The following is a 23499-nucleotide window of genomic DNA, read 5'->3' as shown; positions in this document are numbered from 1 at the left end:
GAAGCATGTACATGTATGACGAACGAAACTACTGCCGCGGAGTTCGAGGAGGTAGCAGAGATGCCGAAAGCGTCGCCGACGCTTATCGAAGGATTACCCGGTCACGGCCTCGTCGCAGCGATTGCCGTCGATCAGGTCACGGAACAACTCGGGCTTGAACACGTCGGGAACATCACCTCCAAGGAGTTCCCTCCTGCCGTGACCTTCGAAAACGGACGGGTTCATGATCTCGTTCGGGTGTACAGTGGCTCGGATCCGGCAGTGATGACTCTCGAAAGCGATATTGCGCTTCCGGCCCCGTCGTTCGAGCCACTCTCACAATGCGTGCTCGAAGAACTCGCGGAGGAGTTCAGCCGCGCGGTCTTTCTCGCGGGGGCACCGGCGGAGTCCGAAGAAGGAATCGGTCGGGTGACCGGCGTTGCGACGACCGAGGCGCTCAAAAACGAACTTATCGAAGCCGGAATCTCGGTGCCGGACGACCCCGGACTCGTCGGCGGAATCACGGGTGCGCTGGTGCAGGCGTGTTACCACGCTGACGTCCCGGCAGCGCTCCTGATCGTTCGGTCCCACCCGTTTCTGCCGGATCCCGAGGCGGCGAGGGCGGTGATAGAGACGGCACTGGAGCCACTCGTCGAGTTCGATATCGAGACGACACAGCTCGAAGAACAGGCTGACGAGATCAGAGAGCGGATGCAACAGGTCGCCCAGCAGTACCAGCAGATGGCCGAGGAACAACAGGACCAGCAACAGCAGGTCCAGAGAGGGATGTTCCAGTAAGCGGCAGAATTAGTCAGTGTCGGCCGATGCAGGACGTACTGTCGACCAGGTCGAACCGTTTGACGTGGCGGTATTATACTGTCAGCGAGCGAAGTGACGCATATGTCTCTGGTCGTCTTCGACTTCGACGGGACGCTCACTCGATCAGATACCACGCTCCTTCTGGGCAGGGAGTACGACGTAGCCGGCGAGATGGCGGAGCCTGCGGAGCAGGCGAGTCCGGATGATGGCTCGTTCGAGCAGACGTTCCGTCAACGGGTTTCGCTACTGGAAGGGATGCCGAGAGATCAGGTCATGTCGGCGTTTCAGCGGTGCAAGCTACGTGACGATGTCCCGGAGTTGCTCGCAGATCTCCGCCGGTCCGGCATGGCAGTCGCCGTCGTCACTGGGAGTCTCGAGCGCGGCATCGGGATGGCCTTCGAGCAAGCGGACGTAACTGTCGACCACCTCGTCGCAAACCGACTCATGCTGGAAAACGATGCAGTGACAGGTGGAGTCGACGGCCCCCTCCTGGATGGGACGAAACACCAGGCGCTCGAAGAAATCGCGCTCTCCGAGGGAACGCCGCTCGAAGCGACGCTGGCAGTTGGCGATGGGATCATGGACCTCCCGATGCTCCAGACGGCGGGAACCGCTATCGGATTCAAACCGGACCCTGTCGTCGAGCCCCACTGTGACGTGGTCGTGACCTCGATCTGAAAGTTGCGGCTGTACTTCGAACAACACGACATCATCGACACGGACTGAGCCGTCCACGTTTTCGAGGCGCTCCTTTCGGAGCGCTGCCGCGCTCGGACCCGAGGGGTCAGTCCAGTGTTTCGACGAACCAGTCGGCCGCGATATCGGCCACTTCTTCGAGTTCGTGCTCTTCCTCGAACAGGTGGCCCGCACCCTCGACGACGTGTACCTCGTTCCGACAGGTGAGTTGTTCCAGCGCGTCCCGGTTGAGTTCGAGCACCTGTGTATCGGCACCACCGACGATGAACAGCGTCGGGACGTCGACGTCGTCAAGCACTTCCGAGGCAGATCGACCCGGCCACCGCGCGAGACGACAGCGTCCACGTCGTTTCCCCGACGGACCGTCGCCCGAAGTGCGGACGCAGCGCCCGTGCTCGAGCCGAAGTATCCGACGTTCACGTCGCGGGTTCCGTCCCGGTCCCACAGCCAGTCGGTCGCCGCTATGAGACGGTCCGTCAACAGTTCGATATCGAAGCGGTTCTCACGCACCTGGTCTTCCTCCTCGGTGAGCAGATCGAACAACAGCGTTCCGAGACCTCGATTTCGGATCGTGTCCGCGACGAAGTTGTTCCGCGGGCTCTTTCGGCTGGAGCCGCTTCCATGTGCGAAGACGACTACTCCTGACGCGTCAGCCGGCACTTCGAGCATTCCTTCCAGTTCGACGCCATCGACCGGTATCGAGACGAGCTGTTCGTCGGACTGTGTCATACGTGGAGATACTGCAACCAGGATATTTACCGACGGGGGTGTTTCAGGCTCGACCGAGCCCCTACACCCGTGTATTATGCGGATTCGCGACGTATTTGCAAACGATGGTGCCATCTCAGCGATTCAAAGACCGGACAGACGCGGGAGAACAACTCGCGGACGCACTCCGGGAGCGAGAGATCGATGCCGACATCGTCCTCGCGATTCCGAGAGGGGGCTTCCGCTGGGACGGGCAGTTGCAGATGCGCTCGATGCACCGCTGGATATCGTCGTCGCGAAGAAGATCGGTGCCCCGGGCAATCCGGAGTACGCTATCGGCGCGGTCGCAAGCGACGGAAGCGTCTGGCGAAACGAAGAGGCCATCCGTGGGACTGGTGCCGACGAAGAATACTTCGAGCGACAGCGCGAAGAGGAAGCGGAGAACGCCCGCCAGAAAGCCGAGCGGTATCGGGGAGACCGATCCGCCCCGGATCTGGCTGACAAAACCCTCGTCGTCGTCGACGACGGCGTAGCGACGGGATCGACCGTTCGGGCCTGCCTCAAGCGCCTCAACGCCACCGATGCGGACCGTATCGTACTGGCGGTGCCGGTCGGGCCGCCGGGTAGGATCACCGAACTGGAAGAGTCAAACGAGGTGGTCTGTCTCCAGACGCCGAGTGGCTTCAGAAGCGTCGGACAGTTTTACGAGCGCTTCGATCAGGTCTCGGACGAGGAGGCAATGACCTATCTCGAGGACTGATCACCGTCGGTACGTGCGGGTGGTTCGTCCACCCGCCGTCTCGCGAGTACCCTCGAATACTTGTGAACAGCTATCGAACTACACCTGTGGAAGCGACCGTGACAGTATCGCGACACAACTGCCAGTATTGTAATATCGATTCCAGATGAATATAGCCGACATCGTCTCGACGGAGTACGTCGAACTGGATCCGGAAGCGTCAGTCTCGAAACTGGTCGGAACGTTCGAGGATTCCGACGTCAAGGGCGTCCTCGTCCGTGGCGACGAGTTCGAGGGCGTCGTGACCAGAAAACAACTCGCCTCCTCGCATCATCAGCCGAACGAAAAGTTGGGCTCGCTGGTCTGGCACGTCCCACGACTCGCACCGGACGAGGATATCCGCGAAGTCGCACAGCTAATGATCGACACCGATGCACAGATCCTGCCCGTGTTCGAGGGGCGAGAACTGATCGGCGTCGTCACAGTCGATGATATCCTCCGGAAGGTCGAGCCGTTCCTCGATGCGGCGACCGTCGCGGAGGCTCACTCCTCCGATCTCGTCACGCTCGATCCTGACTCGACGCTCGGTGACGCGATCAACACCTTCCGGAGCAACCGGATCACGCATCTCCCGGTCGTCGAGGACGACACGGCGGTCGGTATCCTCAGCCTGTACGATATAACGGATCTCACGATCAGAGCCGAGGTGCAGAGCCAGGGCGGCGATGCCGGTGGAACCGACCCGTTCGGCGGTGAGATTTCCTCGAGCACTGCTCGGTCACGGCGCGGCGGCTACGGCGCGCGCGAGGGCGAGAGCGATCGGATGCTGGATCTGCCGATCCGGGACGTCATGACCGAACCCGTCAAGGGGATTCACCCGAGTGCAACCCTCGACGAGGCGGTCGCAGACATGTTCGAAGCCGGCGCGTCATCGCTGGTCGTCACCGAGGACGGGTCGCCACACGGGATCGTGACGAAAACGGACGCCCTCGACGCGCTGACGTGGGAAGCCGGTGGGAACCGAAGCGTCCAGATCTACGGCATCGAGATGGTCGACGATCTGAGTTACGACGACATCGTTGCGATGATCGACAAGTTCGACGATCGGGACCACGGCATGAACGTCCTCGACGCCAAGGTCCACTTTCACAAACACGACGAGCGGCTACGTGGCGTCCCGCTGCTGCTCGCTCGCGTTCGGCTTCACACCGACCAGGGGCTCTATATCGCTTCGGGTGAGGGATACGGAGCGAGCCATGCGTTCAACGAGGCCAGAGAGATCATCGAGCGCCAGATCCGTGATCAGAAGACCCACGGTCGAAGCAAAAAGCCCCCGGACAAGGAGTTCTGGGACAAACGGTTTGGCTGGCTGCTAGAGAGCTAGCTGACGACGCGACCCTACCCACGCGACGCAGTCAGCGGACGACTGTTACGGGGACGGTCGCGCGCTCGACGAGTGACTTCGCAATGCTACCGAGAACCCGCTCGGTCTGCTGGGAGAGGCCATGGTGGCCGACAAAGATGATGTCGAATTCCTGGCTCTCGGCGTAGCCGGAGATCTCCGCGACCGGATCGCCGTAGAGCAGTTCGGTTTCCACGCTGTGGCCCAGTTCGTCCGCGAAGGCGGCAGCCTCGTCGAGCAGGTCCAGCCCACGCTGTTCGGCCTCTTCGACGCTCTCGATGATCAGTCGCTGGTCCGCATCCGAGAGCGACGATATCGGTTCGGTCCCGCCCTCCTCGTAGACGGTGGGGTCGACCGCGTGCACCATCGTAATCGCTCCGTCCGTCGCATCCGCGATGTCGGTCGCGAACGCGAGTGCTGTTTCTGACTCGGAAGAGCCGTCGACGGCGACGAGACACCTCATAGGTGTACGTTCGACCTGAGTGTACGTAAATGTCGAGGCGGAGTTCCGATCCTCGCGATGGGATCTCGAACGGATGGGGTCCGTAGTTCCGGGCCGATCAGACAGTCAACACGGGCCGATCCGGACTTCGGAGTATCCGCTCCGCGATGCTACCGATTCTGCCCGTTCGCTGGTGGCTCTGTCCCCGGGATCCGATGACGATCAGATCCGCATCGATTTCGAGTGCCTTCTTGTGGACTTCTTCCCAGGGCCCCCCGCGACACACTGTCTGGTCGCTCTCGATGCCGATATCCGCTGCCCGGTCGTCGACCTCGTCTCAGCATCGTCGCCCCTCGATCCTCGAGGTCGTCGAGGACGAGTTCGCTGCTGCTCAACGCGGGTTGGCCGTACCGATTCGTTTCGACACAGTAGATCGTGTGCACGTGGGCGTCGTACCGGTCGGCGAGTTCCAGCGCGTGTTCTACTGCTCTGTTCGCCGGTTCGCTGCCATCGGTGGGTACCAGAATCGTTTCGTACATTTTCACACGTTTAATTACGACGAAAGTTGTCAAATAGGTCGTTTACTGTCGGATGATACGACGGCAGTGGGAGCGAGATCAGGCCGTGAGCACGGGCCGGGCGACGTTCCTGACGACGCGTTCGGCGGTGCTACCGATATCCTCACCGCTCCCCATACCCCGGTTCCCGAGTACGATCAGGTCAGCATCGATCTCCGTCGCGTACTCCGCGATCTCGACGTGTGGGCGACCCTCACGCAACTCGGTCGTGACATCGAGGTCGGCCCGGGAACGCACGTCCTCCAGGAGTTCGTCGGCATGCTCCTCGAGGTCGCCGAGGACCTGTTCCGAATCGGATAGCATCGAATCGCCGTACCGGCGGGTATCGATAACGGAGATGCCGTATAGCTCAGCATCGAACGTCTTCGCCAGGTCTAGAGCCTGATAGATCGCCCGCTCTGCCGAGTTACTCCCATCCGTTGCTACGAGGATTCTATCATACATGGGGTGGTATGTAGACGACTGACAGCAATAAATACGTTTAGCTCTGTAGAGCGAGCAACAGTACAGTAACCCGTTTGATCAGTAGGCTTCAGACTCGTTCGCGGCCCGGATACAGGAGTTACGCTGTGGCGTCGAACTGGTCGCGAGTATCCCGTTCGAGATGCCGAAATGCGCCAATCGTTCTCGGTAAGACTAGTATACTTCTCACTAAGCTTATTATTCGCTCTGGCTTGCAGTATTCACGCTTTTATTACAACGGTACGACTGTCAATGCAGATCTGTCACTACCACCTCACTTACCCTCGTGCGAACCCTGGACTTCCGAGACAGACCACCTCAGCGGGATCAACCGGACCACTCGGAAAGCTACACTTGTTCGCCAGCCAGATCGTTTCCGTCCATACAGCGTCCTGCGGTATCTGTAATATAACGAAGACCGAGGCAACCGGTAGACTAGTGCATGAAATCCAGTGCCGAACCGAGGCTTTCGCTGCCGGACGAACTGGACTCAGCCGATGCAAAGTTGGTGTATCTGTACCTCACCACCACCGACGAGGCCGCGGTGAGTGAACTGCAACGGAGGCTCGATATCCCGAAACTGACGCTGTTTAGCGTTCTCGAAACCCTCACGTCCAGAGGATTGGTGCAGCAAGCGGAGAATGGCTACTGCTGTGACTGATATCCTCGGCCTGCCCTCGCCACTCGCACCAGTACTCCACGAGACGGATCCGGGAGGGACCGTCTTCGAACCGCGGAGGCAGGACTTCGATGAGGCCAGGTCCGGACTCGATCAGACCGATGACGTGATAGGCGATGATCTCTTCGTCGACGAAATCGGTCGGTGTTGTTTCGATCGGTTTTCTAGAGCGCGGGGACCGCTGTCGGCAGGAAGATCGCTCTCGCCATACGTGAGCTGTGGTACGCACTCTCAGTGGTAGACGCAGATGATCCCGAACGAACGGTTCATCGTGGCAACCCAGCCGTTAGCGGAGGCCAGTATAATATTATAATAAATCCTGTATATAGTTCGAACCATAATAAATACGGTATTAAAAAGTACGGTGGCTGTGCGTTACTTCGATTCGGACCCTGACTCTATCAAGTATCGTCAAGATCCTCTCGTGTGCTGCGTCGATATCGCCCACTGATGCCGCTATCGTCTTTTCAATGGGTCTGAACTATAGACACATACATACAGTCGCGGAGTATTTTCTCTGTGGCGTCATAGACATCGACATACTTCTATAGTCTATCTAAAGTGGTTTTATCTACTCCTCTCGGTGCTAATCGTCTTGACGGGAGTTGTACGTCTATCCGCCGTCTTCAGATGCTAACCGTTCAGATTCAGCACTGATCGTAAATAATATTGTTCTAAATTAATACTAACTATTTTGATGAAATTACCCAGATGGTCCGACTATCGGACGTGACGCCACCGTCGACGTAGCGATCTGGAAACAAACGCTCGCTCATCAGCATTGCAACTGCATCTCAGAACGGGTAGGCGGGAGAGTAACGATCCATCGGACTCGACCGGCCCGCTCCCTCGTCTGCACCAGATACTTGCTCCGATCCTGTGTAGTTTGCATATGATTATTCAGATCAGGGCCGAGGACGTCATGACCGAAACCGTGGACATCGTCGACCCCCGCGAATCCGCGCAGAAAGTCGCGCGGACGCTACGGGATGGCCCTGTCGGTGCTGTACTCGTCGGTGAGGAGCCACGAGGAATCATTACCCAGACGGATATCGTCGACCTACTGGCGACTGAGACCGACACAAATCAAGTGACGGCCGCCGATATCATGTCGTCACCGCTGGAAACGATCCGGGCCGACGCAACGATCGAAACCGTTGCTCGAAAGATGGACCGGAAGGGGATCAAACGTCTCGCCGTCACCGAGGACGGAATCGTCGGTATCGTCACGACCAAATCGGTCTCGAACTACGTTCCGAGGCTCGTACTCGGGATTCCGGAGGAAAATCACGATCTGGACCCGCATCTCGGGGTGACCTACGAAGAGGAGGACTGGAAACTCGAATACGTCGACGGTGCGGAAGAGGAGACGATCAACATCGGGGACACGGTCCGATTCACGAAGCGCATCGACGAAGCCGACGTGCGGGCGTTCGCACAGGCCAGTGGGGACACGAACCGACTCCATCTCGACGAGTCGTTCGCCAGCAAAACGGAGTTCGGCAAACCGATCGTCCACGGCGTACTCACCCTCGGGTTGATCAGTTCGGCGCTCGCTCGCATCCCCGGACTGACGATCTATCTCTCGCAGGACGTCAGTTTTCGCGAGGCGATCCCCGTCGGCGAGACGGTCACGGCAATGTGCGAGTTCGTCGAGGATCTCGGTCAGAACAGGTATCGGCTGGCGACCCGGGTGTACGGCGAGGAAGGGACAGTCGCGGTCGACGGGACGGCGACAGTGCTGTTGCAGGAACTGCCGGACTAAAAGCCGTGCCGATCAGGTCCACTCGTCGCGGATCTCATCGGCCGCGTCCGCGAACCGATCCGCGATGTCCGCACCCTCGTCGAGCACGTCCACGATAGCGTCGTCGAGTGGCCCCCAGACTGCTTCTATCGACTGGTGGGCTGGCTGGAGGCGGGCCTGTCCGAACGTCTCGGCGAAGGCCGCGACGTCATCGGAGAGTGTCGCGGGATCGATGTCGTCCTGCACCGGGATACGCGAGTGATCTTCGGCCATCCGTTCGGCGACCTCGTCGTTGGTTGCGTACCACTCCGCGAAATCGATTGCCGCGTCACGCCGTGCGTCCTCCTCGTCGTCGGTCATGCTCGTGGTGAAGTACAACAACGAAACGTTGGCGTACGGCGTCAACTCCCCGTCGGCTAGCTCCGGGAGCGCCGCGACGCCCAGTTCGACGTCGGCCTCGTGCAGGTCGTTTACCGCCCACGGACCGTTGATGTGGAACAGCGCGTCCCCCGTCGCGAAGGTGTCGGTCTGCTCGTCGTATGTCAGTTCCGTCGGTTGGAGGTCGGACAGTTCGTCGCGGTACAGCGCCATCCCGTCGTGGAACTCCTGATTTTCGATCCCGAGTTCGGGTGAGCCTTCGTCGTCCAGTCGAGAGACGAAGCCGCCGAATGCGAGGAGCCACGCGCTGATGAAGTATGCTCGCCCGGGACAGGTGAAGCCGTACTGGTCGTCGCCGGGGGCGTGAAACGCCTGGGCATCGGCGATCAGTTCGTCGAACGTCTCGGGCGGGCTATCGAGATGTGCCTCGTTGTACAGTAGTGTCGGTACTTCCGCCGAGCGGGGTAGTCCAATCGTCTCCCCGCCGTCGGGGGTCCGTACCGACTGGGCGGCCAGATCGTCGAACGTCTCGTCGACGTCGACGTCCAGATACTCGCTCCCGTCGAACAGGAAGCCGCGGTCGTCGTGGTTACCGACGCGGTCGTGCGTCCTGATATATAGCTCCGGGGCCGACCCGCCGTCCACCGCCGTCGCGAGTTGGCTCTCAAGGGCGGACTGCTGCTGAACGCTGATCTGGGCATCGGTCTCTGCCTCGTACGCGTCGACGCTCGTCGTGAACGCCTCTGCGAGTGGATCGGAGAGTTCGTGCCAGACGCTCGCGTCTCCGGGCGCGTCCTCGCCGCCGAGACACCCGGACAGCGCGCTCGTCGCGACGATCCCACCTGCGGTCTTCAGAACCGTTCGTCGATCCATTATGCTCTCTTGAGGTAGTATCGACATATGGCCTGCGGTACGGCTATTGCGATCTGAAGCGCGCACAGGGTGGTCCAAAAAGAACGACAGACGAACGGCGACTCAGTAGCCGCGTTCGATCAGGTAGTCGGCAAGCGACTCGAGCAGTTCACGGGACTCGTTTTCCGGAAGTACTTCGAGCCGTGATTTCCCCGATTCGACGAGTTCCGCCGCCGTCTGGCGGGCGTAGTCGATGCTACCGGCTTCCTGAAGCCGGGCCACCGCCTCGTCGATTTCGGCTTCCGTGACCGCTTCGACCGAGTCGGTCTCGACGAGCGACTCGACGTCGACGCCGTGTTCCCTGGCGTGCAGGGTCAGGAGCGTCTGCTTGTTCTCGACGAGGTCGCTGCCGCGCTGTTTGCCGAGCGTCTCGCTCGGGACAGTCAGATCCAGCACGTCGTCCTGGATCTGGAAACCGCGACCGATGTCGATTCCGTAGCCGTAGAGCGCGTCGACCGTTTCGTCGTCGGCACCCATCAGGATGGCCGGGAGACAGGCCGAGGCCCCGTACAGCACTGCGGTCTTCTGTTCGACCATATCGAGATACTCGTCGGGCAAGACGTCGTCGCGCGTCTCGAACGCAACGTCGAGGGCCTGTCCCTCGCAGATATGCGTACACGTCGACGCGAGGACGTCGAGCGCGCGGACGGTCCGCTCCGCCGGCGCGTTCGTGTCGAGCATGATCTCGAAGGCTTTCGAGTACAGCGTATCGCCGGCGAGAATCGCCGTTTCGAGATCGTACTCCTGATGGACTGCGGGGACCCCCGACGAAGGTCGTCGTCGTCCATGATGTCGTCGTGGATGAGCGTGAACGACTGGATGACTTCGACGCTCACCGCCGCCGCCATCAGATCGATCTCTTCGCCGTCGACGAGCGTCGGGAACGAGCGATAGTCGCCCGGAACCGGCTCTGTCGCGGCGAGCGCTTCGGCGACGAGCAGCGAGACCGTCGGGCGGAGTCGCTTCCCACCGGCGTCGAGTAGATAGCGCGAGGCCTCGTAGAGCCGTTCTGGCTCTACAACCGGTAGCTCTTCTGGAATCGCGGCGTTGACAAGTTCGCGTCGCTCGCGAACCGCCTCCAACACGCGCTCTTCGCGGGCCTCGGTATCCGTCATATCAGTCGACGAGCTGGATGCGGTTGCCGTTGCGGGTTACGTGCAGGTCGCGGCCAAGTTTGTAGCCCTGGCTCGATGCGAGGTCGACGTAGCCCGAGTATCCTTTCATATCCTGGTGGGCCGGGATGACGTGCTGGGGCTGCAGCGCGTCGAGCATCTTGTAGTGGCCCTCCTGACGGAGGTGTCCGGAGACGTGGATGTCGCTATAGATCCGTGCGCCCTGCATGCCGAGGAGCTTCTCCGCCTGATAGCGCTGTCCCTCGTTGGTCGGCTCCGGAATGACGCGGGCCGAGAAGACGACCTTGTCGCCGTCGTGCAGGTCGTACGGCGTCTCGCCGCGGGCCATGCGGGTGAGCATCGCACGTGGCTCGCCCTGGTGGCCGGTGACGATGGGCAGGAAGTCCTCCTTGCCCTCGTTCATGATCCGCTTGAACGTCCGGTCGACGCTCTTTCGGTGGCCGAACATCCCCAGGTCGTCCGGGAAGTCGACGAAGTCAAGGCGTTCTGCCGTGCCCGAGTACTTCTCCATCGAGCGACCGAGCAGCACTGGCTGTCGGCCGATATCCTTGGCGAACTCGACGAGGCTGGAGACCCGCGAGATGTGACTGGAGAACGTCGTCGCGACGATTCCACCGTCGTAGTCCTCCATGCTGTAGAGCGTGTCTTTCAGGTGGTTCCGAGCGACTGACTCGCTGGGCGTGCGGCCCTGCTTGTTTGCGTTCGTACAATCCTCGATATAACAGAGGACACCCTCTCCTCGCGGCCGATCTCACGGAACCGCTTCATGTCGATCGGGTCGCCGATGACCGGATCGTGGTCCATCCGCTTGTCGAGGCCGTAGACGACCGAGCCTTCGGGCGTGTGAAGGACCGGGTTGATCGCGTCGATGATCGAGTGTGTGACGTTGACGAACTCGAGTTCGACGTTACCGGAGTCGCCGATGCTCATCGTCTCGCCAGCGTTCATTTTCACCAGATCGTTCTCGACGCCGAACTTCTGTTCGCTCTCGATCTGCTGTTTCGTCAGTTCGATCGTGTAGGGGCTCGCGACGACCGGTGCGTCGTATCGATGTGCGAGTTTGCTGATCGCACCGATGTGGTCGAGGTGACCGTGGGTCGGAACGATGGCCTTGACGTCGCCTTCGAGTTCGCTCATGACCCGATCGTCCGGGATCGCTCCCATGTCGATCAGGTCGAGACTGTGCATCCGTTCGGTTTCGACGTTGTCGTGGATCAGCACCTGGGACAGGTTCAGTCCCATGTCGAAGATTACCACGTCATCGCCTGCGCGGACGGCAGTCATCTGCCGTCCGACCGCTTCGTAGCCGCCGATTGTTGCAATTTCGATTTCCATAGTTGGTCCGAGCATTCAAAGCCACAAGCGTGGCGCGTCCGCTCACTGAAACGCCCGCGAGCAACGGGAACGTGACCCCGGCGTCTTACAGCACGTCGGCCTCGCACCCGCCCGCAGTGCCGGTCCCGGCGACGGACACTACTACCCGCGGGTCGTGATACTCCTGCCTACGAGTCCCTGTACTAAAAAGGCGCGGCTTGGCCGTGACTGAAATGGGGGGCGTACAGCGGATTTGAGACTACTCCGGCTGACAGACTCACCCACAGCAAGCATATATTTCTGAGAGACGTTCGGTGATACACGATGATGCTCTCCACCCACGTGCTGGCAGGGCTTGCACTCGCGCTACCAGTCGTGGCCGTGGCTCCCGAACTCGCACCGGCGGCCCTCGTCGCCGGGGCGCTCGGCGGGGCCGTTCCGGACCTCGACATGTACGCAGGCCATCGTCAGACGCTGCACTTCCCGGTGTACTACTCGATACTGGCTGTTCCCGCCGCAGCAGTCGCTCTCCTCGTCCCGACCGCCCTGACGGTCGCGCTGGCGGTCGGCGTCGCCGCTGCTGCCGCCCACTGTCTGATGGACGTCTTCGGTGGGGGTCTCGAACTCCGGCCGTGGGAAGGGAGTTCCACCAGAGCGGTCTACGACCACTACAACGGCCGCTGGGTCGCGCCACGTCGGCTGATCCGCTACGACGGCGCCCCCGAGGATCTGGTGCTCGCGAGTGGGTTCGCCGTACCAGCAATCGTGTGGCTGGACGGTCCAGCGATCACCCTCGTTGCCGCCCTGCTCTCCATCTCGCTCGTCTACGTGCTCTTGCGGAAGTGGTTGGCAGACCTTGCACCGACGGTCTTCTCGAAGGTCCCCGGACCGGTCGAGGAGTACGTCCCCGAGCGGTATCTGCAGTAGTCGGGGCGAGACGGGAACGGTTTTCTCGCTGGCCCAGCGAACCCCAGCCATGACCAGCGAGAAGGAGAAGATGGTTATTGGAGAGCTATACGATCCGGAGGATCCCGAACTCGACGCCGCACACGACCGTGCCCGTCGACTCACCCGGCAGTACAACGATGCCCCGATAGACGACGAGGAGCAACGACAGGAACTGCTGGCCGAACTGTTCGGATCGGTCGGAGAGAACCCGTACGTCGAACCCGACTTCCGATGTGACTACGGCTTCAATATCACCGTTGGCGACGACTTCTTCGCGAACGTCAACTGTATCATCCTGGACGTCTGCCCCGTGGAGATCGGCGACGACTGCATGCTCGGACCGAGCGTTCACATCTACACTGCGACCCATCCGATCGACGCCCACGAACGATCGCAGGGGCTGGAGTACGGCAAACCGGTGACAATCGGCGACGACGTCTGGATCGGCGGGCAGGCGGTAATCAACCCCGGTGTGACGGTCGGCGACGGGGTCGTGATCGGATCGGGTGCGGTGGTTACCGAGGACGTCCCTGACGATGTCGTCGTGCAGGGGAACCCTGCGACTGTTATAAAGGAACTCGACAACGACTGAGCAGATAGCGAAAGACGCTACAAACGGACTACTGGATAGTCGTCCCGACGCGCTCGCCTGCGAGGAACGGCCCGACGGCGTCGAGGTCGAAGATAGACGCCTCGACGTCCAGTTCGAGTAGCGCCCGCACTTTCCCGGCCATCCCCCGGTCACATCCGTTGCGTCGCTTGCGCCGAGTACGTCTGCGACGTCGTCGTACTCGTCGACCAGCGGGATGACCTCGTCTTCAGCGTCGAGAACGCCCGGCACGGCAGAACAGAGGCCGACCCGGTCGGCGTCGACGCCCTGTGCCAGTTCCACGATCAGTTCGTCGCCGCTGACGACGGTGACGCCCTCGCCCGCGTGAGCGATGACATCGCCGTGAAGCACGGGGACGAACCCCTCGTCGAGCAGGGTCCGTACCTGCTCCGTGGGCAGGGTCAGTTCCCCATCACCATCCCTGCTCGCCGCCGAGAGCGGATGGACGGGGACGGCGGGCACGTCGTGCTCGCGAAGCCGTCGAAGGACGAACGTGTTGAGCGTCTTCATCGCGCCGTGGATCGCCAGCACACCGTTGGAGTCGTGCGTGCCCTGCGTCGTCGAGACGTCGTAGGCCGCGGCGTTGGGATGGCCGAAGCTTCCGCCCCCATGGACGACGATCAGGCCGTCCAGCCCATCCAGCGCGTTGCCCACCGCGGTCGCCGCGGCGTCGAGCGACTCGCCGTCGAGCGTCTCCTCGCGGTCTTTCTCGGTGACGACGCTCCCGCCGAGTTTCAGGACGACGGTCATTGGTTCTCCACGCGGACGCCTTTGCGGTCCAGTCCGGCCCGGAACGTCTCCTCACAGCCAGGGGTGAACCGGAGTGCCGTCTCGGTCTCCTCGCTGTCGTCGAGCGCGACGATACAGCCGCCGCCGCCCGCACCGGTGAGCTTTGCGCCGTACGCGCCGGCGTCGCGGGCCGCCCACACCATGTTGTCGAGTGATCTGGAGGAGACGCCCAGCGCTTCGAGCAGTCCGTGATTGAAGTCCATCAGTTCGCCGAGGCGTTCGACGTCGCCATCTGCGAGTGCGCGCTCGCCCTCGCGAACAATGTCGCCGATGGCCTCGACCGTATCGGCGGCAAAGCCGTACGCGTCTCGGAGTTCCCTGACACCGGCAACGAGTTCGCCGGTGTCGCCCGCACCGCCGTCGAAGCCGACCACGATGGGGAGTTCGGGCGCGTCGACGGCCCGACAGTCGTCGCCCTCAACCCGGACTGCGCCGCCCATCGCCGAGCAGAAGGTGTCGGCGCGGGAGGCCTGTCCGTCCTGCACTTCGTACTCGGCCTGGAACGCGCGGTCGGCGATCTCCTCGGGATCGAGGGTGACGCCGAGTTCGCGCGTCGCCGCGTCGATGCCGGCGACGGTCACAGCGGCCGAGGAACCGAGACCCGCCCCGAGCGGGATGTCGCTCTCGATGGTGATGTCGAAGCCGGCTTCGGGTGCGTCCGCGGCGTCTCTCGCCTGCCTGACAGCGGCGTCGACGTAGCCCATCGCGGCCCGGATCAGCGGCTCGGCGACGTCAACGTCGGGCGTCTCGTCCGTCGCACCGCTGTACTCGACGGTGAAGCCGTTCAGGCTCAGATCGTCGGCATGGACGCGGAGGCGACTGTCCTCGCGTTGTTCGACCGTCACCCGCGCACGGCGCTCGATAGCGCACGGCACCGCGGGTTCGCCGTACACCACGGCGTGTTCCCCGAACAGGTAGACCTTGCCGGGGGCGCTCGAAGTGGTCATGGCACTGTCTCTGGGTGCCTGAGTTACAATGGTTGCGGAACGTCGCGACCGACGCTACTGCAGGCCGAGTGCTTCGGCGAGCGAATACCCGACCTCGACGTCGTACTCAAGTGCCGCTCCGACAGCCTCGTTTGCGTCCTCACGGTGTCCGCGCGCCTCGGCGAAGTTCTCGTCGGCCCGGGCCGCCGCCATCAGCGCGTATGATTCGGCGGCGTCGCCGTACAGGTTGGCGAAGCTCTCCGTTTCGCCGAGTAGCGCTACGGCCCGGTGGGCGTCGATAGATTCGGCATCCTCTCGCATCTCGGTTAGCGCGTCGCGGGCGGTGTTGTAGTGTTCGCTGGCCTCCTCGAACGGCTCAACGGCTTCGGCCCACTCCAGGTCGCCGAGCAGTTCGGTTCCCCGTTGGTACCGATCCGTCCCCTCGTTGATCTGCTCGACTGTCTCGCGATAGCGCTCGTGGATCTCGACACGGAGGTCGTAGTCGGGGATCCGGTCGCCGGGGTCGTCGGACATGATCTCGACCGGATCGTCGTCGTGGCCGAGGCCGAGCGTATGGCCGAACTCGTGTTTGATCGTGGTGAGGGTTAGTTCGTCCGAAAAGCCGTCCTTGATCTCGATCGTCGCAGTGTCGGGCGCGTCGCCGACGATTACCGGGGCACAGCCGACCGCTTCACGGTTGTGGCCATCGACCGAGCAGGTCTGGACGTTCTCGACTAACTCGACGATAACGTCCGTGTCGTCCCGGTCGGGGTCGAAAGCGTACTCGATCCCGTAGCCGGCGAACTCCTCGCTCCGTGCCTCCCAGTACTCCATCCCCTCGACGAGGAGTGCCTCGAACCCCTGCCGACCGCCATCGGTCCGGTCGTCGAGAGAGACGGTGACCGGTAGCTCCCCCAGGGGCGGTCCGGGCCGGAGTCTCCGCCTAACCGATCCCCCGCTTCGTCGAGCGAGGACTCCAGATCGGTACAGCCAGCCGTACCGGCAAGGACTGCTCCGACGGAGACAAGTAGTGTTCGACGGTTCACAGTCGCTACTGTGTCTTCGTTGGAAGCTAATTGAGTGTTGCGGCCTTCAGATCAGCGCCCTTTTTGTAATACAGACGACGAAGCTACTGACGTAGCTACCCGAACCGAGATCGGTTGGGAGATACCGCGCTCCGCCCTGCCATCTCAGATCTGTGACTCGATCCGTCCCCGAGACCTTCATTAGCATCCAGCAGTAATCACGCGTGTGGTCTGGCAAACACTCGCTGTGCTCCCCGACTGGCTCATCGGCGGTATCACCCTGGCCGGTGTATTCTCGGCTATCGTCGCTGGAATCTTCTTTATCGGCCACCGGTTCGCTCCGCAATCGAGCAGCCAGCGCGAGCGGAGAGCGGACGGAGCGGGCGACGGGATGGCACGACGGCGCGCCGAGATCAGACATTATTTGAAGCCATCGGCGAACGATACGAGGAAGGACGTACCATCGAAGGCCAGACGACCGAGTTCTATCTTCCACAACGCGACGTCGCGGTGACGTTCGATCCCCGCGTCTACTTCACGCTACGATCGAGCGATAGCGAACCCGTACTGGTCGAACACGAACTCCCCGGCATCGCGCTCGGCGGCCGCCTCCCGTTCGAGACGCCGACTGTGACCATCGATCGCTCCGAGGGTGTGCCGACGAGCGCGTACGCCGAACTCGGCCTCTCGACCGACGCCGACCTCGCCGAGGTCGAACACGCCTACCGGGATCGAGTCATCGACGTCCACCCCGATCACGGCGGGGACCACGCGGAGTTCAAACAGGTCCAGGACGCCTACGACGCCGCAAAAGAACACGCGAGTTGAGCGCGCGACGGGCAGAGATCCGCGACTTCGTACGCGATCTCTTCGTCCCGAAGCGCGTCGGTCACGCGCCCGACGTTGTCGGTCGTCGACGCCACGAGCACATCAGCCCCTGCCCGCCGCATCCACGGCCACCTCGCCGGCGGCGAACTGTGTATCGATGTCCACATCGGCCGAACGTAGGGCAACGACGGCCTCGACACCCGCGGCCGCGACGATATCTACCTCGCTACAGCGTGTTTCGAGCGCGTCGCTTTCGACGGCCCGGCTTCCACCCGACCGTACCGGCGGGATCTGGAGTACTGTGACGTCGCCGGGGTCGAGATCGATGATCCCCTCGAAGCCGGTGACGCCGACGTCTTCGCCCCCTCCGCGTCGGTCGTCGCGACACCGGTCGCGGGTCCCGACTCGCCGGGAGTCGCGTGCAACAGGCCGTCCTCGACGGTGAGCGTGACGCGTTCGCCCTCTTCGATCGTATCGGCGGCGATGGCGGCGTCTTCCTGTACGCTCCCGAGGATGTCCTCGGTGACGTGGTCGGCGAACCGGCGGACGTCAGTCGCTTCAGAGAGTAGCCAGTCGACGCCCTCCTTTGTGACCCGATAGCGCGACCGGCCCTCCTTCTCGACGAGGCCATCGTCGACCAGTTCCCGGATGTACTCGCTTACCGCCTGACTCGTGACGCCGACGGCATCTGCAATCTCACCCTGACTCACTGCAGGTTGTCGATCCGCGATTTCGACGAGGATACGAAAGCGAGTCGCAGATCGTTTGTTCTCGAGAACGTCGGACATATCCCCACAGTAGCCGCGCAGCCGTAAAAAAACACCACGGTGTCGCCGTGCAGTACCACGTCCTCGCCGTGAGTGTGGGCCAATGCCGGTCATGTGCGAGCGCCGTCAGATCCCGATAAGCCTATATTTAATCAGGGATTACCCGTCTTCAGTGACTGTAGCTTCGAGTATGCCGCTCGTGGTCGATGGGATCGTCTCCTTCGATCCGACGGACCACTTCGTCTGGGTCGCCATCGGTGCCTTCCTCCTGACGGCCGCGCTCGACGCGGCTGGGAACCGGAAGCAGGCCCGGTACGTCGGTACCGGTGCGTGGGTACTGTTCGGCGTGTTCTGGCTCACGATGGTTCCGCACTTCTACTACGAGGCCCAGAGCCCCCTCGAAACGATCCTCAGTATCGCAGGGCTGCCACTGAGCGTCTACGCCGGCTACCTGCTCTACGGCGGCCGCGACTCGCTGTTGATGCTGACCAGGGCCGTCGGGCTGATGGGTCTGATCTACCTGCCGTTTACCACGATCGACCCGCTCCGGATCTGGCTCATCGAGACGGTCGCGATCCAATCGCACATGGGGATGGAACTGCTCGGCTACTCTCCGGGGCTCGAAGAGGGCTCTAACGGCCTCGTGAGCCGTTTTGCGTTCGAGGGCTACTCGACGTACATCGTCCTCGCGTGTACCGGGATCGGAAGCATCTCCATCTTCGGCGGCCTGATCGCCTCGGTGCGCGCGCCACTGGCCCGGAAAGTCAAGGCGTTCGCGCTTGCCGTCGGCGTCATCTGGATCCTCAACCTCGCCCGGAATGTCTTCGTCGGACTGGCCTCCCCGCTTGCCTGGTTCGACTACCCGATCCTCGAATCTATCACCGTACTGTTCGCCGGCGAAAGCATGCGAACCTCGTTTTTCGTCTCCCACCACATGATCTCGCAGACGCTCTCGATCGTCGCGCTGGTCGGCATCACGCTGCTCGTGGTGCGCGTCCTGCCGGAGCTGTTCGACGTGCTCGACGAACTGCTCTTCGTCCTGACCGGCGACGAGTACGACCTCCGGGCCGAACTCGGGGTAGACACGGTTCGTACCGATGGCGGCGACGAGTGAGCTACGGATCGGTCGCCGTTCGGTGTACCTGCCCGACGCTGACGCGCTGGTTCTCGCCGACGTCCACATCGGTCGCGACGCCGCCTCGAACGTCGAACTGCCGCTTGGCGAACGCCAGGATCTGACCGAGCGTCTGTCCTCCCTTCTCGACCGGTTCGCCCCCGGGACCGTCGTGTTCGGCGGCGATATCCTGCACGCGTTCGACAGCGTTCCGGAAGGAGCGGACGAGACGCTCGCAGCGCTCGTCGAAACCGTCAGGGACGCCGGCGCGACGCCGATTCTCGTCGCCGGAAACCACGATGGGATGCTCGACGCGATGTGGGAGGGCGACGTGGTCGACGAACACCGCCTCGCCGACGACCGAACCGTCGTCCTGCACGGCCACGAGACACCGAGCGCCGACGCCGAGCGCTACGTGATCGGCCACGATCACCCATCTATCGAGATCGAGGGACAACGCCGCCCCTGCCATCTCTACGGTGAAGCCGTCTACCGGGGGAGCGACGTGTTCGTCCTGCCGGCGTTCAACAGGCTCGCACCGGGCGTCCTGCTCAATCGCACGCGGAGCCTGGAGTCGCCACTCGTCGACGCTCTAGGTCGGTTTCGACCGATCGTTCGGGACGCCGATGCCGAGGAGACGTTCCGCTTTCCGCCGCTTTCGGAGTTCAGAGAGATGCTGTGAAGTACCACGGGCACGGTGGCCCGTGGCGTCCGGGTTTAGGGCTGCACTGCACCAGCACCAGACTTTAATCCCCTCGCACTCGCCTTACGGCTCGTGCCCGGCACGGGTAAACACCCGAAGCGAACGTTGCTCCGTGAGGGTCGGTCGCTCCACCACGACCCGACAACTCCCGTCTCACCGCCTCGTGACGGGTTTTGAGAGGAGCCGCATTTTCATGCCATCGGACGACCAGCAAAAGAATTGAGGTCTTCAATCCCATACTTTGCGTATCGTTTTCTGGTCGTTCTCGAACAAACGTGTACGAGATACTTAATCATTTGGACAATAGTTGACGCGCTTCACCCACGGGTGCGGTGACCCGTGGTACTCGCGCTGCTCTTTTTTATAGATCGCTCAGCACGGCCTGGGCGGCGTCTTTCCCGCTCTCCATCGCGCCGTTGATCGCGGACCAGCGGGTGTAGTCCCCGGCGAGATAGCACCGGCCCGCCGGGTCGTCGACGTTCGGAAGGTCAGAAAGCGACCCCGGCGGCTGGCGGAACTGGGCGAACGGGACGCGCTCGGTCCGGAGCAGTCGGAAGTCCGGGAAGTTACGCTCGGGATACCACGACGCGAGCGCCCGGCGAGTCATATCGTCGAGTCGTGCGTCGGCCTCCTCACGGTCGCCGAGGAAGGTTGCGCTGACCAGTTTACGTCCCTCCGGCGCGTGCTCGGGCGCGACTTTGGAGTTGACGAGTAACTGGTTCGGCGAGTCGCTCTCGGCGTTGAGAATCAGTCGCTTGCCGGCGTCGAGGCTCTTGCTCGCGGGCATCGAGTAGTACTGGGTGACACAGCCACGGCCAGCGACCGGGATCGTGTCGACATCAGTGAGATCGGCCGCGGTCGGCGGATCGGTCGCGACGATGGCCGCGTCGACCGCTCTGGGATCGCCGTCGACGGTCACCGTTGCGCCGTCGTCGCTCGCCGTGACCTCTTCGACCGTCTCGTCGAGGCGAATCGTCGCACCGGCGTCGCGGGCGATGTCGGCCAACTGCGCGGGGATCGCACCCATCCCGTCGGCCGGGACAGCGATCAGCCCCTCCGTCAGCATCTTGAAGGTGTACTCGAAGACGCGCGCCGAGTTCGAGAGCGAGCGGTCGAGGGTGATTCCGCCGTAGAAAGGGGCGGCGAAGTTCTCGATGAACTGCTCGGAGAAGCCTCGTTCTTGGAGATATTCCCGGATCGACCGATCCGAGCCACTGAAGATCGCTGTGTGGGACTTTTCGGCGAGGTCGCGCCGCAGTTTCAGGATACGTAGCTTGTCCCGTGTGGTCACCTCGCGGTTGAACAGGGACTGCGTGAACGCACCCGGGTCGCGCAACGGGTCCGAGAGGATGGAGCGCTGGCCCTCGCGGGCGATACAGGCCCCGGGTGTGAAATGTCTCAGATCGAGAGCGTCGAGATCCAGTTCGCGCTGGACCGCCGGATAGGCCGTAAAGAGCACCTGAAAGCCGCGGTCGAAGGTGTAGCCGTCCTCGTGAACCGTTCGGACGCGCCCGCCGACCTCGTCGCGCCGCTCCAGTACCTCGACGTCGACGCCCGTCTCTGCGAGGTGGCGTGCCGCGACAAGTCCCGCGAGACCGGCGCCCGCGACGAGCACCCGCTTTGCTTCTGACATGCCTCGTCGTTAGTACCCCCGGGTCAAAATTCCATACATATTGATCCGTCGCGAGGGTCGCCGGGTCCATCTGTGTTCGCCGATCAACGGATTCGCCGGGATGGACAGGAATTAGGCCGCCCCGTCGTAACTCGGGGTATGGAGACGACCCACGCGTTTCGCGGGCAGAGTGTCTCGACTGTGGCACGACGATGTCGGCCGAGGAGTCGACTGGCCGCTGTCCCGACTGTGGCGGCGTTCTCGACCCGCAGTACGAGTACGACGAGATCGACCTCGATCCGGCGACGCTCGCCGACCGAGGGGATCGGTCCCAGTGGCGATATCGGGAGCTACTACCGTTCACCCGCGAGAGCGCCGTGAGCCTCGACGAGGGCGGCACGCCGCTGGTAGAGTGTCCGGCAATCGCCGACGAACTCGGCGTCGGGCGCGTGCTGATCAAGGACGATGGGCGGCTTCCGACGGGATCCATCGAGGACCGCGGACAGGCGCTCGCGCTCACCGCGGCCGAGGGACACGGTGAAAGCGACGTTGCGCTCCCCTCCCCCGGTGCGAGCGCGCAGTCGGCCGCGGCGTATGCCGCGCGAGCGGGGCTGGATTCTCACTCGTTCGTCCCCTCGCGGACACCGTTTACCAACAAGTCGATGATCAACGTCCACGGCGGCGATATGAACGTCGTGGGCGGGCGTTTCGACGATGCTGTCGAGGCGTTCGAGGACGCTATCGAGGGCGAATCCTGGCACTCGCTGGCCGCCTTCGACACGCCCTATCGCCACGAGGGGCACAAGACGGCGCTGTTCGAGGTCGTCGAGGAACTCGACTCGCTCCCCGACGCTATCGTCGCGCCGACGGGCAGTGGCCTCTCTATCGTCGGTTTCCACAAGGCGGCCCGAGAGCTACGAGAACTCGGCTTCATCGAGGACCTCCCGGCGCTCTACGCCGCGCAGGCCGCTGGCTGTGCCCCCTTCGCCGAGGCGTGGGGCGCTGGCGAGGACGAGAGCACGCCCGTCGAACTGCCCGACACGATCTGTGGCGAGTTAGAGATACCCGCACCGAAGGGTTCAGAACACGTGCTCGATGCGCTGGCAGACACGGACGGCGGTGCTGTCTCGGTCGAAGATCCGGAGATTCTGGAGAGTGCCGTCACCGCGGCGTCGAGCGAAGGGCTGGAGGTCGGAACGAGTACGGGTGCGGCGCTCGGCGGAGCGTGGTCGCTCGGTGAACAGGGCGAACTGGGCGAGGACGACTGCGTCGTCGTCCTCAACACCGGTGCCGGGAGCAAGGACGACGACGTACTCCGGAGCCACCTGATGAGTCAGGGGATCTAGGAACCTTACTCCCCGATATCGTCGAGGTCGATCGCTGCGACCTCATCGTCGAGCCATTCGCTGAACCATCGTACGCGTTTAAGCCGGCGGTGTGCGATGTCCTGTGCGGTCTCGCTTTCGACCCGTTCGGCGGCGCTTTGCCCGCGTTCGAGCACCCGCTCGACCATCTCGGCGGTATCCATGTGGGTGCGCGCCTCGTAGCCCATCCGGAGCAACATCAGCGCCGTCCCGTTCGCACCGATCTTGTCGAGGAGATCGGCCTCGATCAGACACCGGGTCTCCAGCGGGAGGTCGTCCAGTGGTCCCTGGTAGGAGTGATCCCGCACGGCCCGGCAGACGTTATCGACGAACGATTCGGGGAACTCCCCGTGGGTTTCGAGATACTGGCGCGCGACACTCGCGCCCTCCTCCGCGTGGACGTCCTGTTCTGCGTCGAGTTTCGCGATATCGTGAAAGAGCGCGGCGACACGTGTGACGTCGACGTCCGCGCCCTCCTTGCGCGCGATCTCGGTCGCGAGTTCGACGACGTTGAGGATGTGGTTGTGTCGGTACTCGGCGCTGTGCCACGGGTACCACCGCATTCGCCCGCCCTCGTCCTCGTTCTGGACGCTTGCAGAGAGATACTCGAAGACGAAGTCGGCCATATCCGCGAACTCCTCTTCGGAGACGCGGGACTCCTTTATTTCAACCACCACGGAACCACCTCGTAGGCGTATGTGCAATGTTCATGTTAGTATCACAAAGGTCCGTTCGACTCTTAGGCGTTACGTATATTGGAGCGCGAGTAGCGAAACCGCCGCGAGAGCGTTTCCAAAAGTCCATGCTCCGGGAAGGCGAGGGCATTCT

General features: G+C 62.5%; 18 protein-coding genes and 8 pseudogenes. 12 read left to right on the top strand and 14 right to left on the bottom strand.

The features are described 5' to 3' along the window. Positions 1 to 15: 15 nt before the first annotated feature. The gene (locus ACFQH2_RS09375; RefSeq protein ID WP_377052996.1) at positions 16 to 777 is read left to right on the top strand and encodes a proteasome assembly chaperone family protein; all 762 of its coding nucleotides are present in this window, start codon (positions 16 to 18) and stop codon (positions 775 to 777) included. A gap of 102 nt (positions 778 to 879) precedes the next feature. Further along, entirely contained in the window at positions 880 to 1476 is a 597-nt protein-coding gene (locus tag ACFQH2_RS09370; protein WP_377076664.1) for an HAD family hydrolase, read from the top strand. Between the two features lie 106 nt (positions 1477 to 1582). Here ACFQH2_RS09370 and ACFQH2_RS09365 read toward each other — a convergent pair. After that, positions 1583 to 2223: pseudogene (locus tag ACFQH2_RS09365) on the bottom strand (dienelactone hydrolase family protein). Positions 2224 to 2327: 104 nt separating this feature from the next. On the opposite strand from ACFQH2_RS09365, the pseudogene ACFQH2_RS09360 reads away from it, so the two are divergent. Together ACFQH2_RS09360 and ACFQH2_RS09355 are read left to right on the top strand one after the other, a co-directional pair. Further along, positions 2328 to 2962 (top strand): annotated as a pseudogene (locus tag ACFQH2_RS09360) (phosphoribosyltransferase). Positions 2963 to 3107: 145 nt separating this feature from the next. Then, complete coding sequence (locus tag ACFQH2_RS09355; RefSeq protein WP_377052988.1) at positions 3108 to 4325, top strand: CBS domain-containing protein; 1218 nt, start codon at positions 3108 to 3110, stop codon at positions 4323 to 4325. 31 nt (positions 4326 to 4356) lie between these two features. Here ACFQH2_RS09355 and ACFQH2_RS09350 read toward each other — a convergent pair whose 3' ends face one another. The 3 genes and pseudogenes from ACFQH2_RS09350 to ACFQH2_RS09340 form a co-directional block, all read right to left on the bottom strand. Beyond that, the gene (locus ACFQH2_RS09350) at positions 4357 to 4806 is read right to left on the bottom strand and encodes a universal stress protein (protein ID WP_377052986.1); all 450 of its coding nucleotides are present in this window, start codon (positions 4804 to 4806) and stop codon (positions 4357 to 4359) included. Positions 4807 to 4903: 97 nt separating this feature from the next. After that, positions 4904 to 5324, bottom strand: a pseudogene (locus ACFQH2_RS09345) (universal stress protein). Positions 5325 to 5402: 78 nt separating this feature from the next. After that, positions 5403 to 5807, bottom strand: a complete 405-nt coding sequence (locus tag ACFQH2_RS09340) for a universal stress protein (RefSeq protein WP_377052984.1) — start codon at positions 5805 to 5807, stop codon at positions 5403 to 5405. Between the two features lie 460 nt (positions 5808 to 6267). Between ACFQH2_RS09340 and ACFQH2_RS09335 the strand changes: the two genes are divergently transcribed. After that, on the top strand, positions 6268 to 6486 hold the full coding sequence (locus tag ACFQH2_RS09335; protein ID WP_377052982.1) for a helix-turn-helix domain-containing protein: 219 nt from the start codon (positions 6268 to 6270) through the stop codon (positions 6484 to 6486). Between the two features lie 910 nt (positions 6487 to 7396). Next, positions 7397 to 8269, top strand: coding sequence for a CBS domain-containing protein (locus ACFQH2_RS09330; protein WP_377052980.1), 873 nt, complete (start codon positions 7397 to 7399; stop codon positions 8267 to 8269). A 12-nt stretch (positions 8270 to 8281) separates the two neighbouring features. On the opposite strand, the gene ACFQH2_RS09325 is transcribed toward ACFQH2_RS09330, so the two are convergent. The 3 genes and pseudogenes from ACFQH2_RS09325 to ACFQH2_RS09315 all read right to left on the bottom strand — a co-directional run bounded on the left by ACFQH2_RS09325 (position 8282) and on the right by ACFQH2_RS09315 (position 12006). Next, positions 8282 to 9499: a sugar ABC transporter substrate-binding protein gene (locus ACFQH2_RS09325; protein ID WP_377052978.1), complete on the bottom strand. Its 1218-nt coding sequence runs from the start codon at positions 9497 to 9499 to the stop codon at positions 8282 to 8284. A gap of 102 nt (positions 9500 to 9601) precedes the next feature. Then, positions 9602 to 10653, bottom strand: a pseudogene (gene idsA3, locus ACFQH2_RS09320) (geranylfarnesyl diphosphate synthase). Between the two features lies 1 nt (position 10654). Beyond that, a pseudogene (locus ACFQH2_RS09315) lies at positions 10655 to 12006 on the bottom strand (RNase J family beta-CASP ribonuclease). 303 nt (positions 12007 to 12309) lie between these two features. Between ACFQH2_RS09315 and ACFQH2_RS09310 the strand changes: the two are divergent. Both ACFQH2_RS09310 and ACFQH2_RS09305 read left to right on the top strand, forming a co-directional pair. Beyond that, the gene (locus ACFQH2_RS09310; RefSeq protein ID WP_377052972.1) at positions 12310 to 12912 is read left to right on the top strand and encodes a metal-dependent hydrolase; all 603 of its coding nucleotides are present in this window, start codon (positions 12310 to 12312) and stop codon (positions 12910 to 12912) included. A gap of 49 nt (positions 12913 to 12961) precedes the next feature. After that, positions 12962 to 13525, top strand: a complete 564-nt coding sequence (locus tag ACFQH2_RS09305; protein ID WP_377052970.1) for a sugar O-acetyltransferase — start codon at positions 12962 to 12964, stop codon at positions 13523 to 13525. A gap of 28 nt (positions 13526 to 13553) precedes the next feature. Here ACFQH2_RS09305 and ACFQH2_RS09300 read toward each other — a convergent pair. From ACFQH2_RS09300 to ACFQH2_RS09285, 4 genes and pseudogenes are all read right to left on the bottom strand, one after another. Continuing rightward, a pseudogene (locus tag ACFQH2_RS09300) lies at positions 13554 to 14293 on the bottom strand (isopentenyl phosphate kinase). Continuing rightward, complete coding sequence (mvk, locus tag ACFQH2_RS09295) at positions 14290 to 15279, bottom strand: mevalonate kinase (protein WP_377052966.1); 990 nt, start codon at positions 15277 to 15279, stop codon at positions 14290 to 14292. The pseudogene ACFQH2_RS09300 and the gene mvk overlap by 4 nt, the downstream one beginning before the upstream one ends. 54 nt (positions 15280 to 15333) lie before the next feature. Continuing rightward, positions 15334 to 16092 (bottom strand): hypothetical protein, encoded by a 759-nt coding sequence (locus ACFQH2_RS09290; protein WP_377076663.1) that lies wholly within the window; start codon positions 16090 to 16092, stop codon positions 15334 to 15336. Between the two features lie 258 nt (positions 16093 to 16350). Further along, entirely contained in the window at positions 16351 to 16704 is a 354-nt protein-coding gene (locus tag ACFQH2_RS09285; RefSeq protein WP_377076662.1) for a hypothetical protein, read from the bottom strand. 89 nt (positions 16705 to 16793) lie between these two features. Between ACFQH2_RS09285 and ACFQH2_RS09280 the strand changes: the two genes are divergently transcribed. Then, entirely contained in the window at positions 16794 to 17111 is a 318-nt protein-coding gene (locus tag ACFQH2_RS09280) for a J domain-containing protein (protein WP_377076661.1), read from the top strand. On the opposite strand, the pseudogene ACFQH2_RS09275 reads toward ACFQH2_RS09280, so the two are convergent. Then, a pseudogene (locus tag ACFQH2_RS09275) lies at positions 17081 to 17899 on the bottom strand (MarR family transcriptional regulator). The gene ACFQH2_RS09280 and the pseudogene ACFQH2_RS09275 sit on opposite strands and share 31 nt — an antisense overlap. Before the next feature lie 169 nt (positions 17900 to 18068). Between ACFQH2_RS09275 and artA the strand changes: the two are divergent. After that, positions 18069 to 18992, top strand: a complete 924-nt coding sequence (gene artA, locus ACFQH2_RS09270) for an archaeosortase A (protein ID WP_377076660.1) — start codon at positions 18069 to 18071, stop codon at positions 18990 to 18992. Further along, the gene (locus tag ACFQH2_RS09265; RefSeq protein ID WP_377052956.1) at positions 18976 to 19674 is read left to right on the top strand and encodes a metallophosphoesterase; all 699 of its coding nucleotides are present in this window, start codon (positions 18976 to 18978) and stop codon (positions 19672 to 19674) included. Before artA ends, ACFQH2_RS09265 begins: the two co-directional genes overlap by 17 nt. 382 nt (positions 19675 to 20056) lie before the next feature. Here ACFQH2_RS09265 and ACFQH2_RS09260 read toward each other — a convergent pair whose 3' ends face one another. Next, positions 20057 to 21328 carry an NAD(P)/FAD-dependent oxidoreductase gene (locus tag ACFQH2_RS09260; protein ID WP_377052954.1) on the bottom strand — a complete coding sequence of 424 codons (1272 nt, stop codon included), beginning with the start codon at positions 21326 to 21328 and terminating at the stop codon, positions 20057 to 20059. Between the two features lie 138 nt (positions 21329 to 21466). Here ACFQH2_RS09260 and ACFQH2_RS09255 point away from each other — a divergent pair. Then, positions 21467 to 22653: pseudogene (locus tag ACFQH2_RS09255) on the top strand (threonine synthase). A gap of 5 nt (positions 22654 to 22658) precedes the next feature. Here ACFQH2_RS09255 and ACFQH2_RS09250 read toward each other — a convergent pair. After that, positions 22659 to 23348 (bottom strand): HD domain-containing protein, encoded by a 690-nt coding sequence (locus ACFQH2_RS09250; protein ID WP_377057058.1) that lies wholly within the window; start codon positions 23346 to 23348, stop codon positions 22659 to 22661. Positions 23349 to 23499: the final 151 nt, after the last annotated feature.

Source organism: Natronoarchaeum sp. GCM10025703 (assembly GCF_042661985.1).
In the GTDB taxonomy this organism is placed as follows: domain Archaea; phylum Halobacteriota; class Halobacteria; order Halobacteriales; family Natronoarchaeaceae; genus Natranaeroarchaeum.
The sequence above is the reverse complement of the archived record's forward strand: the minus strand, read 5'-3'. Positions and strand labels throughout refer to the sequence as shown.

What these genes read in the sequence shown, in the direction of transcription:
- ACFQH2_RS09350 (WP_377052986.1), bottom strand. Translation starts at nt 4,806, where the DNA reads ATGAGGTGTCTCGTCGCCGTCGACGGCTCTTCCGAGTCAGAAACAGCA.
- ACFQH2_RS09310 (WP_377052972.1), top strand. Translation starts at nt 12,310, where the DNA reads ATGATGCTCTCCACCCACGTGCTGGCAGGGCTTGCACTCGCGCTACCA.
- ACFQH2_RS09285 (WP_377076662.1), bottom strand. Translation starts at nt 16,704, where the DNA reads ATGTCTGATCTCGGCGCGCCGTCGTGCCATCCCGTCGCCCGCTCCGTC.
- ACFQH2_RS09265 (WP_377052956.1), top strand. Translation starts at nt 18,976, where the DNA reads ATGGCGGCGACGAGTGAGCTACGGATCGGTCGCCGTTCGGTGTACCTG.
- ACFQH2_RS09340 (WP_377052984.1), bottom strand. Translation starts at nt 5,807, where the DNA reads ATGTATGATAGAATCCTCGTAGCAACGGATGGGAGTAACTCGGCAGAG.
- ACFQH2_RS09370 (WP_377076664.1), top strand. Translation starts at nt 880, where the DNA reads ATGTCTCTGGTCGTCTTCGACTTCGACGGGACGCTCACTCGATCAGAT.
- ACFQH2_RS09335 (WP_377052982.1), top strand. Translation starts at nt 6,268, where the DNA reads ATGAAATCCAGTGCCGAACCGAGGCTTTCGCTGCCGGACGAACTGGAC.
- ACFQH2_RS09305 (WP_377052970.1), top strand. Translation starts at nt 12,962, where the DNA reads ATGACCAGCGAGAAGGAGAAGATGGTTATTGGAGAGCTATACGATCCG.
- mvk (WP_377052966.1), bottom strand. Translation starts at nt 15,279, where the DNA reads ATGACCACTTCGAGCGCCCCCGGCAAGGTCTACCTGTTCGGGGAACAC.
- ACFQH2_RS09330 (WP_377052980.1), top strand. Translation starts at nt 7,397, where the DNA reads ATGATTATTCAGATCAGGGCCGAGGACGTCATGACCGAAACCGTGGAC.
- ACFQH2_RS09325 (WP_377052978.1), bottom strand. Translation starts at nt 9,499, where the DNA reads ATGGATCGACGAACGGTTCTGAAGACCGCAGGTGGGATCGTCGCGACG.
- ACFQH2_RS09375 (WP_377052996.1), top strand. Translation starts at nt 16, where the DNA reads ATGACGAACGAAACTACTGCCGCGGAGTTCGAGGAGGTAGCAGAGATG.
- ACFQH2_RS09260 (WP_377052954.1), bottom strand. Translation starts at nt 21,328, where the DNA reads ATGTCAGAAGCAAAGCGGGTGCTCGTCGCGGGCGCCGGTCTCGCGGGA.
- ACFQH2_RS09355 (WP_377052988.1), top strand. Translation starts at nt 3,108, where the DNA reads ATGAATATAGCCGACATCGTCTCGACGGAGTACGTCGAACTGGATCCG.
- ACFQH2_RS09290 (WP_377076663.1), bottom strand. Translation starts at nt 16,092, where the DNA reads ATGGAGTACTGGGAGGCACGGAGCGAGGAGTTCGCCGGCTACGGGATC.
- artA (WP_377076660.1), top strand. Translation starts at nt 18,069, where the DNA reads ATGCCGCTCGTGGTCGATGGGATCGTCTCCTTCGATCCGACGGACCAC.